The 13,876-nt window shown below is 71.9% G+C and carries 15 protein-coding genes and 1 pseudogene; 11 read left to right on the top strand and 5 right to left on the bottom strand.

Annotated features, from left to right (window positions below; genetic code table 11):
* Nucleotides 1-42 precede the first annotated feature (42 nt).
* The 8 genes from BMY61_RS14950 to BMY61_RS14920 all read left to right on the top strand — a co-directional run bounded on the left by BMY61_RS14950 (nucleotide 43) and on the right by BMY61_RS14920 (nucleotide 7,300).
* On the top strand, nucleotides 43-1,428 hold the full coding sequence (locus tag BMY61_RS14950; RefSeq protein WP_042444917.1) for a UDP-N-acetylmuramoyl-tripeptide--D-alanyl-D-alanine ligase: 1,386 nt from the start codon (nucleotides 43-45) through the stop codon (nucleotides 1,426-1,428).
* Nucleotides 1,429-1,474: 46 nt separating this feature from the next.
* A complete protein-coding gene (locus BMY61_RS44950; protein WP_075003910.1) occupies nucleotides 1,475-2,551 on the top strand; it encodes an NUDIX domain-containing protein in 1,077 nt (358 codons plus the stop codon).
* Nucleotides 2,548-2,808, top strand: coding sequence for a DUF6087 family protein (locus tag BMY61_RS46180; RefSeq protein ID WP_042444918.1), 261 nt, complete (start codon nucleotides 2,548-2,550; stop codon nucleotides 2,806-2,808). The genes BMY61_RS44950 and BMY61_RS46180 overlap by 4 nt, the downstream gene beginning before the upstream one ends.
* Entirely contained in the window at nucleotides 2,805-3,305 is a 501-nt protein-coding gene (locus tag BMY61_RS14940; RefSeq protein ID WP_042444919.1) for an NUDIX domain-containing protein, read from the top strand. The genes BMY61_RS46180 and BMY61_RS14940 overlap by 4 nt, the downstream gene beginning before the upstream one ends.
* Nucleotides 3,306-3,327: 22 nt before the next feature.
* A complete protein-coding gene (locus tag BMY61_RS14935; RefSeq protein WP_236655933.1) occupies nucleotides 3,328-4,569 on the top strand; it encodes an isochorismatase family protein in 1,242 nt (413 codons plus the stop codon).
* A 49-nt stretch (nucleotides 4,570-4,618) separates the two neighbouring features.
* Entirely contained in the window at nucleotides 4,619-6,112 is a 1,494-nt protein-coding gene (locus BMY61_RS14930; protein ID WP_052438521.1) for a methyltransferase domain-containing protein, read from the top strand.
* 64 nt (nucleotides 6,113-6,176) lie between these two features.
* Nucleotides 6,177-6,749 carry an NUDIX domain-containing protein gene (locus BMY61_RS14925; protein WP_063773213.1) on the top strand — a complete coding sequence of 191 codons (573 nt, stop codon included), beginning with the start codon at nucleotides 6,177-6,179 and terminating at the stop codon, nucleotides 6,747-6,749.
* Nucleotides 6,746-7,300 carry an NUDIX hydrolase gene (locus BMY61_RS14920; RefSeq protein ID WP_236655934.1) on the top strand — a complete coding sequence of 185 codons (555 nt, stop codon included), beginning with the start codon at nucleotides 6,746-6,748 and terminating at the stop codon, nucleotides 7,298-7,300. Before BMY61_RS14925 ends, BMY61_RS14920 begins: the two co-directional genes overlap by 4 nt.
* 143 nt (nucleotides 7,301-7,443) lie before the next feature.
* On the opposite strand, the gene BMY61_RS14915 is transcribed toward BMY61_RS14920, so the two are convergent.
* From BMY61_RS14915 to BMY61_RS14905, 3 genes are all read right to left on the bottom strand, one after another.
* A complete protein-coding gene (locus BMY61_RS14915; protein ID WP_042444921.1) occupies nucleotides 7,444-8,121 on the bottom strand; it encodes a class I SAM-dependent methyltransferase in 678 nt (225 codons plus the stop codon).
* Nucleotides 8,122-8,260: 139 nt separating this feature from the next.
* Nucleotides 8,261-9,829 carry an HD domain-containing phosphohydrolase gene (locus BMY61_RS14910; RefSeq protein WP_042444922.1) on the bottom strand — a complete coding sequence of 523 codons (1,569 nt, stop codon included), beginning with the start codon at nucleotides 9,827-9,829 and terminating at the stop codon, nucleotides 8,261-8,263.
* Nucleotides 9,830-10,081: 252 nt separating this feature from the next.
* The gene (locus BMY61_RS14905) at nucleotides 10,082-10,363 is read right to left on the bottom strand and encodes a hypothetical protein (protein WP_042444923.1); all 282 of its coding nucleotides are present in this window, start codon (nucleotides 10,361-10,363) and stop codon (nucleotides 10,082-10,084) included.
* A 192-nt stretch (nucleotides 10,364-10,555) separates the two neighbouring features.
* Between BMY61_RS14905 and BMY61_RS14900 the strand changes: the two genes are divergently transcribed.
* Nucleotides 10,556-10,810 (top strand): DUF6959 family protein, encoded by a 255-nt coding sequence (locus BMY61_RS14900; RefSeq protein ID WP_042444924.1) that lies wholly within the window; start codon nucleotides 10,556-10,558, stop codon nucleotides 10,808-10,810.
* A 326-nt stretch (nucleotides 10,811-11,136) separates the two neighbouring features.
* Here BMY61_RS14900 and BMY61_RS46175 read toward each other — a convergent pair whose 3' ends face one another.
* Complete coding sequence (locus BMY61_RS46175) at nucleotides 11,137-11,619, bottom strand: GNAT family N-acetyltransferase (RefSeq protein WP_052438522.1); 483 nt, start codon at nucleotides 11,617-11,619, stop codon at nucleotides 11,137-11,139.
* A 329-nt stretch (nucleotides 11,620-11,948) separates the two neighbouring features.
* Here BMY61_RS46175 and BMY61_RS14885 point away from each other — a divergent pair, with 329 nt between their 5' ends.
* Both BMY61_RS14885 and BMY61_RS14880 read left to right on the top strand, forming a co-directional pair.
* A complete protein-coding gene (locus tag BMY61_RS14885) occupies nucleotides 11,949-12,512 on the top strand; it encodes a hypothetical protein (RefSeq protein ID WP_042444925.1) in 564 nt (187 codons plus the stop codon).
* 104 nt (nucleotides 12,513-12,616) lie between these two features.
* The gene (locus tag BMY61_RS14880; RefSeq protein ID WP_052438523.1) at nucleotides 12,617-13,564 is read left to right on the top strand and encodes a cyclase family protein; all 948 of its coding nucleotides are present in this window, start codon (nucleotides 12,617-12,619) and stop codon (nucleotides 13,562-13,564) included.
* 108 nt (nucleotides 13,565-13,672) lie between these two features.
* Here BMY61_RS14880 and BMY61_RS46170 read toward each other — a convergent pair.
* A pseudogene (locus BMY61_RS46170) lies at nucleotides 13,673-13,876 on the bottom strand (hypothetical protein); the annotation flags it as partial.

The following is a 13,876-nucleotide window of genomic DNA, read 5'->3' as shown; positions in this document are numbered from 1 at the left end:
GCCCCTCTCCCCTGTCTGCCCCGACCGGAAGGTCTGTCTCCTGTGCTCTCGTCGACTCTTGCCGCCTTCGCCACCCTCACCGGCGGATCGCTCCACGACGTGCCTGACCCCGCGGCGGTTGTGGGTTCGTTCCAGTTCGACTCGCGTCACGTCCGGGCCGGTGAGCTGTTCCTGTGCCTGCACGGGGCGCGGGACGGGCACGACTTCGCCCGGCAGGCGGTCGCTGCGGGCGCGGTCGGCGTGCTGGCGCAGCGCCCGGTCGGAGTGCCGGCCGTCGTCGTGGACGACGTCCCGGCGGCGGTGGCCCAGTTGACCGAGGTACTGTCCGCTCGATTGGAGGCGTCCGGGACCCGCACGGTGGGGATCACCGGGTCGGCGGGCAAGACCTCGACCAAGGACCTCATCGCGCAACTGCTGCCCGCCCTCGGGCCCACCACCGCGACCGCCCAGAGCTTCAACAACACCATCGGCCTTCCCGTGACCGTCAGTCGGGCTGCGGCTGCGGAGGCGTGCCGCTACCTGGTGCTGGAGATGGGCGCGCGCGGGGTGGGCCACATCCGCGAGCTGGTCGGCCTGGCTCCCCCGCTGGATGTGGCGGTGGTGCTGAACGTCGGCACCGCCCACATCGGCGAGTTCGGCTCCCGCGACAGGATCGCTCAGGCCAAGCGCGAAATCGTCGAGAAGCTGACCCCGGCCGGGCACGCCGTGCTCAACCTGGACGACCCTCTGGTCGCCGCGATGGCCCCGCGCACGCGCGGGCAGGTGGTCTGGTTCGGCCGTAGTGAGGGTGCACACGTGCGGGCCGAGCAGGTCGCCCTCGACGCGCACGGCCGTGCCTGCTTCGTACTGCACACGCCCACCGGCCACGCCCCGGTGCGCCTGCAACTGCTCGGCGGTCACCAGGTCGACAACGCGCTCGCCGCCGCGGCCGCGGCCTGGGCGCTCGGCATGAGTGTGGAGCAGTGCGCGGAACTCCTGTCGGGGGCGGTCCCGCTGACGGCGGGTCGCGGGCAGGTGCTCGAGCGCGGCGACGGTGTCACGGTCGTCAACGACGCCTACAACGCCAACCCCGACTCGGTGCGGGCGGCGCTGCACACCCTGGTGACGATGACCGGCGGGAGCGGGCGGCGGCCGGTGGCGGTCCTCGGGGCGATGCTGGAGCTCGGCGACGAGGCGCCCGCCGCTCATCGCGGAATCGGGGCGCTGGCCCGTGACCTCGGTGTGCTGCTCATCCCCGTCGGCGGTCCGGAGGCGATCTGGCTGGCCGACGGGGCGGGCGTGGAGGTCTTCGCTGCCACCGCACAGGAGGCGCTGCCGGTGCTGGAGGAATTGCTGGTGCCGGGGGACGTGGTGCTGGTCAAGGGTTCGCGTGACGCGGGCCTGCAACCCCTGGCCTTCGCGCTGGCCGCTGCCGGTGCAGACACGTGACGCGACGCCGGGCTGCGGCGGCAGCCCGTGTGACGGAGGCCGCCGGATGACCACACCCCAGCAACCCCAGCAACCCCAGCACCCCCGGCACTCTGGGCACTCCCGGCACCCGACGCCGACCGGACCGCGGCGTCGCGGCAACGTCGACGACCTGGTTCTGACGGCCGCAGGTGTGCTGGCCCGCGACCGGCAGGGCCGCTGCCTGCTGGTGGAGATCACCTACGACCGGCACTACCCGTTCGCCGTCCCCGGCGGCGGCACCGAACCGGGAGAGACACCCCGGACCACGGCCGCGCGGGAGCTGTCGGAGGAGGTCGGGCTCGACCTGAGGCTGGGACAGCTCGCCTGCGTCGACTACGTGCTGGGCCGGGACCGGCCGCCGGTGATCGCCTATCTCTATCGGACCGAAAACCCCCTGACGGACGGCGACCTGGAGCGTATCCGCGTACAGCCGAGCGAGATCAGCGGCTGGTCGCTGCGCACCGTCCCCGAATGCGCGGACCTGCTGCCGCCCCGCCTCGGCCGCCGGGTCACCGCCTCCCTGACCGCCGCCGACCGCGGCACCGGCCCGCTGGCCCTGGTCGCGGGGCGCCCCTACGACCCGGCCGCGACCGCCTCCGTCCTCATCGCCGCCGAGCGTGCGAGGACCACGCCACGCTCCGTGCCGCCGGACGGCGTGGTCCTGCCGATGGACCGCGCCACCTACCTCGCGACCAGGCCGCGCGCCCACTGCCACGCCGAAGTGCTGCTGACCCGGCCCGACGGCCGCCTGTGGCTGTCCACCGCATCCGGCCGGCCGCGGCTGCCCGGCGGGCCGGTGCCCGTCCACCAGGAGCTCCCCCAGCAGGCCGCCGCCCGGATCGTCCGCCTCCACCAACCTCTCACCCTCCGCGCGGTGGACTGGGTCATCCACCCCGAGGGTCCCCAGGCACCACCGACCTTGGTCCACCTGTTCTCCCTGTCCACCGCGAGCAGCCCGGCCGGGCCCGGTCTGTGGGTCCACGCCGAACAGGCCGGCGACTCCCTCCCCTCCCCGGACGGACAGCGCGTTCGCTCCGCTCTGGCCCGAGGCGGTTTCACCGAGCTCGTCGACGGCCTCGCCCCCGGGGAGGGATCGGGGTGAGCCGATCCGACCTGCCGGGCGACCTGCCAGGCGGCCTGCTGGGTGCCCTGCGGGCCGACCCACTGGAACCGGGACTGGCCCGCATGGAAGCCCCCGACCGGCCTCGCCTGATCCAGCAGCTCACGGCCGACGGATGGCGACCCTGCGCCGTCGCCCCCGACCTGCGCACCGCCTACGACTCCCTCTACCGCCCACCCCCGCCCGGGACCGGACGCCACCGAGCCCCGGACCTCCAATCGCCGCCGAGGACTCCATGACCAAGACGTGGATCGATCCGACCCGGTACAGCGCCGGGCTGCCGAAGGTGACCGTGTTCGCGACCCTGGTCTTCACCGACCCGGAGGACCGGCTGCTCCAACTGCACTCCGTCAACGAGAACCGGCTCCAGCGCTGGCAGCTGCCCGGTGGCAACCACGACGACCCCACGGAGTCGCCGTGGCAGGTGGCCGTCCGGGAGACGGAGGAGGAAACCGGTATCCGCTTCGCCGGCCCGCCTCTGCTGCTGGGCGTTCAGTGGATCCCGCCGCGCCCGTACTGGCCCTTCGCCCACCAGGGCTTCTTCTTCCACGGCGGCCGGCTGACCCCACACCAGATGGAGGGCATCCGGCTCGACCCCGACGAGCACACCCACTGGCAGGTGCGCACCCTTGCCGATTGGCGCCCCGACATCCCTGACGAGCAGTTCGAGCAACTCTCCCTGCTCCTCGCGGCCCGCCCCGGCACCCCCGCCTACGTCGAGACCCCAGCCACCTGACCGCCAGAAGGGATTCCCGAGCATGACGACCACCGACGACAGCCTCCCCGCCGACGCCCCGGTGTCCTGGCCCGAGAACTTCGCCCGCCTGCTCTCGGGTGAGGGCTGCGGGATGTGCGCCACCCCGGACCAGGACGACATCGGGTGGGGCGTGCGGTTCTTCAACGGCACCTACCTGGACGCGTACCTGTGGCGCAGCGGCCAGGTGCGCGGCTACACCGTCGCCCGTTGGAAGGGACCGGGGCACGTCGCCGACCCCACCGACCTGAACGAGCAGGAAGCCGCCGGATTCTGGCGCGAACTCCTTACCGCCGGGGATGCGTTGAAGCGCCACTACCAGGCGTTGAAGCTGAACATCGAACTGCTGGGCAACGTGCTCCCCCACCTGCACGCCCACATGTACCCGCGCACCGTGGACGACCCCGCCCCGGGCGGACCGATGCCCTGGGCCTTCCTCGACGAGGGACGTCAGGACGAGGACCAGCTCCTCGCCGACGCCCGCACGCTGCGGCGCCTCACCGGGTCCGACTCCCCCGGCAACCTCGCCGGCGCGGCCCCGGAACCGCCAGGGCGCACCGGTGGGCCGGGCCCCTCGGCGCTGGTGCACCAGTGGCGGATCGACCCGCGGGAGTACCAGCGGCAGGAGGACCGACGGGGCCGCCGGCACGGGTTCACCGGCCTGGACCCGCGGCGCACCGCACTGCTGGTGATCGACGCGGTGCCGTTCTTCGACGGCCCCTACCTGCGCGGCATCGTCCCCCAGGTGAACCGGATCGCCGACGCGCTGCGCCAGGCGGGCGGCACGGTGGTGTGGGTGCTGCCCGGAACCGGTGAACACCGGCCCGTGCGTGAGGAGTTCTACGGGACCGAGGTCGCCGAGATGTTCCGGGCCTCCGGCGGCACCGGGCCGCTGCCCTCCCGACTCCTGGACGGCCTCGCGGTGGACGAGCAGGCGGACCTCTTGCTGGAGAAGACCGGGACAAGCGCCCTGTTCCCCGGCAGCAGCGACCTGCACCAGCTCCTGCAGCAGCGGGACATCACCACGCTGGTGCTGTGCGGCACCGTCACCGGCGTGTGCGTGGAGGGAACCTGCCGGGACGCCGCCGAGCTCGGATACCGGGCCGTCGTCGTCGCGGACGGCTGCGCAGGCGGCACCGACGAGGCCCACAACGCAAGCCTGCGCGTGGTGTACCGCTCCTTCGGCGACGTCCGGCCCGCCGGCGAGGTCCTCGACCTCATCCACACCGGAAGCATTCGCGCGTGAGCACCCTTCCCCGCTCGCCCCACCGCGGCCACGATCACGAAAGCGGGACATGACCACCACGTCGACGAACCAGCACCACGGCAACTCCGCCTACAGCGCGGGCAACCCGTTCGCCCCGCTGCGTGACGAGGAGCGCCGACTCCTGAACCACCACCTCCCGCCGCCCGGCGGCGGGACAGCCCTCGACCTCGGCTGCGGCACCGGCGAAACGACCCGCCACCTCGCCGCCCTGGGCTGGACCGGAACCGGCGTCGACCTCTCCCGCCCCGCTGTCGAACAGGCCCGAGCGGCAGCCGCAGAGGCGGGCCTCCCGGCGCGGTACGTGGTCTTGGACGTCGAACGGGACGGCTTCGACGCGTTCCCGCGCGCCTCTTTCGACCTGATCACCTGCCGCCTGACCGGCGCCTTCCTGGACCAACCAAGGCTCCTCGCCCTCGTCCGCCACCTGCTGCGCCCCGGCGGCACTCTCATCCTCAGCACCCCCACCGAGCCCCGCCCCGTCGCCCTCGACGAGCAGCAGATCGCCGACCTGACCGGCGGGTTCGGTGCCGTCCAGCGCCATCAGGCAGGCGACCTCGTCGTCCTGGTGCTGCGCGAGCCTCTGCCCTCCCACACCGCCCAGGAGAAGCACGTCCCGGCGGCGAACGCTCTGTTCGGCGTCGGCGTCGTCATCCACGACCCCAGAACGAACCGGGTGCTGCTCGGCCGCTCCGCCCGCTTCGCGGGCCTGCTCGAAGCGGTCGGCGGCAAGCCCCGGCCCGGGGAACACCTGACCAGCACCGCGGCCCGGGAGATCGGCGAGGAGACGGGGCTGCTCGTCACACCCGGCGACGTGCAGCTCCTCGCGATGCTCGTCGACGGGCGCGGCGGCCTGCCACGCACGACCGTCGCCGCGTACGTGAACACCTTCTCCGGCACTCCCGAGGCCAAGGAGCCGCACCTGATCGAGCGGTGGGAGTGGCACCCGATCGGCCCGCTGCCGGCCCCGCTGTTCCAGCCGAGCCTGGACGTGCTCGCCATCGCCTTCCCGCACGCCTACCAGTCCGCGGGCTCCGCGCATGCCTATCCGCTTGCCTCCCGGGCCGCGCTGATGCAGACCGCATGTCAGGACCGGCACGCCTACCCGGCCGCCGGGCCTGCCGTGCGCGAGGGCGGCTGCCAGTGCGGAGCCCTGCGCTACCGGGCCACCGGAAGCCCCGACTGGCCGCACATCTGCTCCTGCCGGCATTGCCGCAGCCTGTCCGGAGCGGCGGAGATGACCTGGGTCGGCTTCGACCTGGCCCAGTTCACCTGGATCGGCCCCGCCGGGGAACCCGTCTGGCACGCCACCTGGCCCGACTCCCGGCGCGGACGCTGCCCCGACTGCGGCAGCCAGGTCTGTGCCAGGGACGACGGGGCGACGAGTATCGCGGTCACCCTCGCCTCCCTCGACGACCCGAACGAACTCGTCCCCGTCCACCAGTCCTTCCGCGACGACATCCTGCTGTGGCGCGCACCTGTGCCCACCGTGCCCAGTCGTGACGACGCCATCGCGGCAGGGTGAGAGGAGCACGATGATTCAAGGCTGGGAGACCGTCACGTCACAGACGCTCCACGAAGGTCGGCGGATGATCCTGCGCCGGGACGAGGTCGTGCGCCCCAACGGCACCCTGGGCTCCTACGAGTACGTCGCGCAGCCCGACGGTGTCCGCGTGGTGGCGCTCGACGACGACCTCCGCGTCGCCCTGCTCGAGGAGGACGTCTACGCGTGCGGCGAGCGCCTCCTCGTGCTCCCGGGCGGCGGCTGCGAAGCAGGCGAGACACCAGAGCAGGCGGCCGCACGCGAACTCGCCGAGGAGGCCGGCCTGACCGCCGACAGAATCCGGCTGCTGACCCGGATGTGGCGCATGCCCGCGAACGTCCGGGCCACCGAGCACCTCTACCTGGCGTCCGATCTCCACCTGGGCGAGCACCACCGAGAGGCCGGCGAGGAGGGCATGATCCTGCGTTGGACACCTCTCGACGAGGCCGTGGCGATGTGCGTCGACGGACGGATCACCGAAGCCGGAACCATGGCCGCGCTCCTCCTCACCGCGCGGCTTCTCTCCGACGAGGACGCGCAGCCGCCGTCCGGCACCGAGGGACATGTCCGTGGACCCGACCGACGGCGCAATCCCCCTGCCGGGCGGCCGCAGTGGTGATCACGAACGGAGAGGTCGCCGCCGCGCTCAGCGCATATCTCGCCCTCCATCCGGAGGAGGAGAGCGCACTGTCCGAGCCCCTGCAGCTGCTCAGGACCGGGATGGACGTCACGTCACGCCGCACGCTCCCCATGCACGTGACCGCCGGCGCGCTCCTGGTGCGGCACGGCCGCGAGATCCTGCTGATCAAGCACCGCGCCTACCAGATCCTGCTGCAGCCCGGCGGCCACGTCGAGCCGACCGATACCGGCCTGCTGGAGGCCGCCGCGCGGGAGCTCGTCGAGGAGACCGGAATCGACCCGAGCACCGTGACCCCGTCCTTCGACGTCCCCGCGTACATCGAGTACGGGCTCGTCGCCGCCCGCCCGGACAAGGGCGAACCCGCCCACCACCACCTGGACTTCGGCTACGCCTTCACCACCGAAGCGGACGCCGGGCACATCCAGGAGAGCGAAGTGACGTACGCCGGGTGGTTCCCGGTGGCCGAAGCCGAACGCCTGGTCGGACGACGCATCGCCCGGGCGACGGACGCAACGGCGCTGCTCCGTTGACGCCCGGCGAGGACTGACTGCGTCCCGTCCCAAGGTGGGCGCATCAGAGCGTGAACGCCCATGGGGCTGAGTCACGCCGCGGCAGGGCTCCTCCGTCCGTGAGCAGGCGTGCGCACCACGCCCGGCTTCAGCGCGTCGGCTCCTCAGCCTCGCTCCGTCCCTGCCGCCGTGCGCAGGTCCGGTGCGTCGGTGAGCGGCGCCTGTGGCCACCGCGCCGTGCCCAGGATCAGCGGGCGGACGAACGGGGGTGCCTTGGGCAGCACGCCGTGTTCAACCTGGCCGACCTCGAAGCCGGCCGCCTTGATCGAGTCCAGCGTCGGGCGGTTGCACTCGCAGCAGACCACCAGGCGGTTCAGCCAGTTGAGACGGTCCTGCGTGCGGGCGAGTTTCGGCTCCTGGGAGCGCACGTGCTCCAGGAAGAGCAGCCGTCCGCCCGGCCGCAGCACGCGGCCGATCTGGCGCAGCGCGCGCGGCTGGTCGGCCACGCCGCACAGCACCAGGGTGGAGACGACCACGTCGAAGCTGGCGTCCTCGAAGGGCAGGTCCTCGGCGGGCGCACGCAGCACGGTGGCGTGCGGCGCCCGTTCCCGGACATGGCGTTCGAGGCGGCGGACCATCGCCGGCTCGGGCTCGGTGACGGTCAGGGCGGCCACGCCCGGACCGTAGAGCTCGAGGTTGGCCCCGGTCCCGGCGCCGATCTCCAGCACCTCGCCCGTGGCTTCGGCGACCAGACGGCGGCGCGACTCCCGCAGACCCGCCTCCTCGGCCCTGGCCATCTGACGGTCGTAGCACAGTGCGAAGAAGGCCTTGTGGATGCTCATGGCTGCCTCGATTCCTCACGCCCTGGGCTCACGTCCCGGGTGCCGATGTCGACGCTACGGCTGTGGCGGGCGCGGCCGCATGGGGCGGTTGCCTCATCTTTCGCCCTGCGCCGGCCTGTGGCCGGGCCGGGCCGCCGGATCAGGCTGCCGGGTCGTCCGCCTGGGGCAGCAGGCCGTTCTGCATCGCGAACAGGCACGCGGCGGCCCGGGTGGACACCCCGATCTTGGCGTAGATGTGCTCGATGTGGTTGCGGACGGTCTTCGGCGAGATGACCAGGCGGCTCGCGATGTCCCTGCTGGAGCAGCCGCGGGCCAGCAGCCGCAGCACGTCGACCTCGCGGCTGGTCAGGCCGGCCGGGCCGGGCGGGCGACGGGTGACGCGGTGGCCGGCCGCCGTGAGCACCGCCGTCACCGCCTCGGCGTCGAGCCGGCCGCCCGCCGCCTCGGCGCGCAACTCCGCAGCCGCCTGAGCCGGCCGTAGGGCTTCGCGGTGAGGCCGTGGTTCGAGCATGGACTGGTAGGCGTCCGCGGCACCGAGGATCCGGGCCTTGGTCGAGATCGCCGCCGCGGTGAGTCCACGGGGGTAGCCGGAACCGTCCAGACGCTCCCGGTGCTGGACGGCAATGGCTCCGAGCGGCGCCAGCGTCGCCGACTGGCAGAGCATTCGCTCCGTCAGGTAGGGCTGGAGGCGTACCCGTTCACGTTCCCCGGTGCCGAGCGGGCCGGGCTTGTCCCAGATGGCGTTCGACACGCCGAGGCGGCCGAGTCCGTGCACCAGGGCGGCCCGGTGCAGTTCCCGCCGCTCGTCCTCGTCCAGGTGTGACTGCGAGGTGGCGGCGTCGACCAGGGCAGCCACCGCGCGCGCATGGCCGGCCGTGAACGGCGACTTCAGGTCGACGAAGTCGGCCACCGCCAGCAGGGCCTCGTCGAACTGCTCCTCGCTCAGCCACACCCCCAGCGCCGGTTCGGCGGCGATCACCGCCTCCCAGGTCCGCGCGGCGTCCAGATCACCGAGCACGGCCTCGGGGTCCTCGCACAGCACTGCCGTGAGCCGCGGGTCGAACTGTCCGCCTGCTCGGCGCCTGGCCAGCGTCAGGGCGGCGTCGACGCCACCCAGACGGTGCGCGACCTCGGTGAACTCCGCCAGCTGGGCCAGGCGGGCGGCGACGGGAACGGCCTCGCCTTTGAGCTTCCCGGGCCATCCGTGTCCGTCCCACTGTTCGTAGGCGGCTCCTACCGCCTGCTGGACGTCCGTGGGCAGGCTGAGCCGACGAGCCAGTGCGGCAGCCAGCGCGGCATGGCCGGCGATCATGTGGTCCACCTCGCGGAACCCGCCCAGGGTGAACTCCAGCCCGACCCGGAACCGGTGCAGCGGCGGGTTCCCCGAACCGATCAGGCGCAGCGCCGACGCCGCGGCCGCCAGGCTCCGCTGGTCGTAGCGGTACTTGCCGGCTTTCAGGGCGATGTCGTCGCCGAACCACTTCGCCTGCTCGTGGGCGTCGGAATGGCAGCCCACGTTGACCAGCAGCGCGGTGTAGTACACGGGCACGCGCTCCTCGTCGCCCAGGCCGATCCGCTCGGACAGCCGCAGGGCGATCAGGCACTGACGAAGGACATGCTCCATCGGCTGGCCGAAACCGAGGTCGATGCCCAGGGAGAGCGCGGCGACAAGCTCGGCCAGCCGGACCCGGGGGGCGGTACCGCTCACGCCTCGACCCTACGCCCACGTCGAGGCATCGGCCCGGGAGGCCGCAGGAGGGGCGGGAGGAGGAGACTGCTCCGGCGTCGCGCCGACATCGATCACAGCGCGACCGCCGTACGGTCGCCGTGCGGTCGCCGTGCGTAGCGGGCCTGCGCGGTCTGGCAGTGGTCAGGCCTGATTCGCGCGCAAAGCGCCGCCGCCCGAGTAACCGACCAGGTGGAACGTGCCCCTTCCAGTGATCAGGGGCCTGCGGGAAGCTCATAGCGCGCGGATGGCTTTGTCCAGGTCGGAGCCGTAGGAAGCCCAGCAGATGACCGAGCCGTCGTCGCCGAGCTGCCCCATGAACCACTCGTCCTCGGCTCGGGCGAGGCAGAGGTCATGAAAGGACAGGATGAGGTCAGGCTGGAGGACTTCGTAGTCGACAAAACCCAACTGTTCGACAACGACGAGTCGTTCAAGCGAGAGCAGATCCGCTTCGGCGTCACCTGACTCCGAACGGACCCGCTCGATCGTCCATCCGTCCGGGAGATCTGCGTTCACTGCCGCATGGTCGCAACCACGGTGCCTCATAGCCACTCATTTACCCCGGTGGCCGCCCGCGCCGCACAGCTGATCGCGCGCCAGCGGAGGCAGGACCAGGACTGGAGCCGTGGCAGCAGGTAGGGGTGATCGACCTTGCCCGAGGGGTGATCGACCTTGCCCGTCGCGAGCGATCTTCGGTTGGATGCCTCCATGGAGCGGATCGAGATAGAGCTGTTGGCGCCCACCGTGATTCGCATGCCCGGCCGACGCTTCCCGGGGGTCGTGGTCCAGGGCGACTCGCTGTCGATCATTCGCAGCGAGGTCGCAGAAGTGACGACTCTCTGTGCACAGGGCGAGGTGGGCGAGGCGCTGGAAAGTGCGCAGTACCTCCTGGCCAAGCTGGACGAAATCCTGGGGTACTACGAGGACGTCCTGGCCGGCCACGGCATCGACCGACCTTACTGAGACAGGTCCCACCGACCTCACGCATGCCGCACCGCACGCGGCAACCGGCTAATCCCGGTGCGGCAGTCTGAGGGCGTGCTCCAGTTGTGCTCGTGGATCCCACTTGGCGGGTTGTTCGCTCTCGGGTCCTCGCCAGGGACAGCCGGCGTCGATCCATGCGTCCCGCGTGGCTCTCACGGCTGCGTTCGTGGCGTCCTCGTAGCCGAACTCGGTGAAGCAGCAGGCGCAGATGTCGAACGAGGGCGTGAAGCCGTCGGAACCCCACGGCTCGAATCCCTGATCGAGACCGCACACGGGGCAGTTGGTCCCTGGCCTGGACATCCTGGTCACGGGCAGAGCGGCTGATCGAGCCGCACATTCATGGGCTGAAGACCAGCCGCGTCATAGAACGCGCGAGCTCCCTCGTTGAAGTCCCAGACTTCGGTCACCAGGCGCCGACAGCCTGCCTTGCGTCCCATGTCACGCACTGCTTCGAGCAGCGCCGAGCCGACGCCCATGCCGCCGGCCTCCGGGACCACCGCGATTTGATCAAGAGAGACGACCCGGTCCGGCTGGACCAGTGCACTGGCGTCCCAGCTCACGACGCGAGCCTGGGCGTAGCCGAGGCTTCTGCCGTCCGAGTCGTCGGCGACGAAGGCGGTGACCGACGGATCGCCGAGTCGGGCCCGGAAGAGCGCTTCAAGGGCGTCCTGCCCGGGCGAGTCGACGAACAGGTCGGGGCGGTGGGCCACATGCAACTCATGGACGATGCCGTTCAGTCGTGCGAGCAGTGGAGCATCGTCGGTCGAGGCCGTTCGTATCGTGATCACAGGGACATCCTGAGCCGCCGCTCCGGCCGCTGTCCCGTGATTTCGTCCGGGCGGACCCCACAGTCGGCTTGCCTCGTCGCGCTGGGCGCAGATGTGACCCCAGGGCTGACGTTCAGTCGCTGCCGTCGAGGGTGATGACGCTGCCGTGTTGGTGTGGCCGTCACCCGCGCCGTCGATCAGCCGCCCGGCGCGCGGCGGCTGCGAAGCGGAGGTGCCTGCGTGCGAAACGGTGCGCGCTGGCCTTGCGCCACCGGATCGCGCCAGGGGATGCTGACGCGGCAGCACCACAGCACCGTTCGCAAGGGATCGACCACAGGGGGAGCTGGCCCATGCGCACACGGAAGAGCGGGAAGAGAGTCCTGACCGCGGTGGTCGGCGCGATGGTCGCCGCCACTGTGCTGGTCGCCGCCGGGTCGTCGGCGGCCACGGCCGACACGACGCCGCACGGCATCGTCCACTTCGCGGGGTTCACCGACAACGACGGGGCGGGCGAGTCCGTCATCCTCACCGGGGCGCTGGGCGATTTCGGCACGGCCGTCAGCATCAATCCGGACGGAAGTGTCAGCGCCGACCACGCGGGCCAGCAGAGTCTGGTGCTGTCCCAGGGCGGCTTCCGCATCGACTTCACCGCCCTCGACCACAAGCTGATCGCCGCGCTGCGGACCCATCCGGTCAACCCGCACTCCTGCGCGGGCCACGTCACCGTGAGCGGGACCGCCCCCGTCGTGCCGGGCTCCGGCGCCGGCGCCTATCAGGGGCTCTCCGGTTCATTCCAACTCACCATCACACTGGACGAGTTGGTGCCACAGACGCAGTGCGACTGGACCGGGACGATGCTGAAGCAGTCGATCATGGTCATCGGATCGGGCGATCTGTCGATCTCCGGCCACTGATCCAGGGACCGGACCCGCTCGTCGGAGCCACGGTCGTGCCCTGTCCTCCGCCGCCCGGCCCGTGCGTGGCAGAGTGGGCGCAGTCGCGCACGGAGGGGAAGAGCATGGACCAGGCTTACGACGACGCCGACGGACAGCAGCAGTGGCGTGTGCAGTTCGACGCGGACGTGGTCTTCGCCAACGGCGGCGGCCTGCAGACACAGGGGTTCCGGCTGGACGTGCCCGGCCCGGAGCTGAGCGACGACGAGCTCGGTGAGCTCCTCGTGCGCCACCTCGGCCTGCTGATGGTCCAGACCGTGCGGATCACTGACAGGCGTGCCCTGCGCGAGGCGCACAAGGGCGGTCGCGGAACCGAGCGCGCAGGCGCGCGGACGCAGGACCGCCGGATCGTCGAGCTCAGCCACCCGATCCGCCACGGCATGGTCACCTGCCCCGGCCTGCCCGGACCCGACATCAGCGACCACCTCTCACGCGAGGCCTCGCGCGACCACTACGCGCCGGGCACCGAGTTCCAGATCGGCCGCATCTCGATGGTCGCCAACACCGGTACCTACCTCGACAGCCCCTTCCACCGCTTCGCCGATCGACCGGACCTCGCTGGGCTGCCGCTGGACGGACTGGTCGACCTGGACGGGCTCGTCGTCCGGGTCATCGGCGCCCAGGACCGCGCCGTCGACCGCACGACCCTGGTGCCCCACCCGGTCGCAGGCCGGGCGGTGCTGATCCACACCGGCTGGGACCGGCATTGGGGCAGCGAGCGCTACGGGGCGGGCGGCCACCCCTTCCTCACCGCCGAGGGGGCGACGTGGCTGGCCGAGCAGCGGCCGGCGCTGGTGGGCATCGACTCGCAGAACATCGACGACACCGAGGATCCGACCCGACCCGCGCACACCGCCCTACTGGCGGCGGGCATCCCCGTCGTGGAGCACCTGCGCGGCCTGGACAACCTGCCCGTGGACGGGTTCCGGTTCCACGCCGCGCCACCGGCCGTCGAGGGCCTGGGCACCTTTCCGGTGCGCGCCTACGCGGTCCTCCCCCCACAGGAGCGATAGTTCCGGCCCCCGCGCCCGGCCCGGAGCGTGGCCGGGCGCCCGCCACCGCGATCCTGACGCCCGGGCGCGCCTGACGGCGGCGGTGAACCCTCGCGGCGGCGGCACTGGTCAGAAGGCGGGGTCGGTCTTCTGGTTGTAGATCTCCTTGCCTGACGCGTCGTAGGCGTGGACGTAGGCGGTCGGGGTCGGGGAGCCCGCGGCCAGGTGGGTCGTGCCGCTGGACAGGGCGATGGTGTAGGCGAACGCGCCGCCCGCCATGGCGGCCGGGTACTGCGTCGGGTCGGTGCCGAAGCTGATGGTGACCTTGGCGAC

The organism is Streptacidiphilus jiangxiensis, assembly GCF_900109465.1.
Classification (GTDB): Bacteria; Actinomycetota; Actinomycetes; order Streptomycetales; family Streptomycetaceae; genus Streptacidiphilus; species Streptacidiphilus jiangxiensis.
This window is presented reverse-complemented; position numbering and strand designations above follow the sequence as displayed.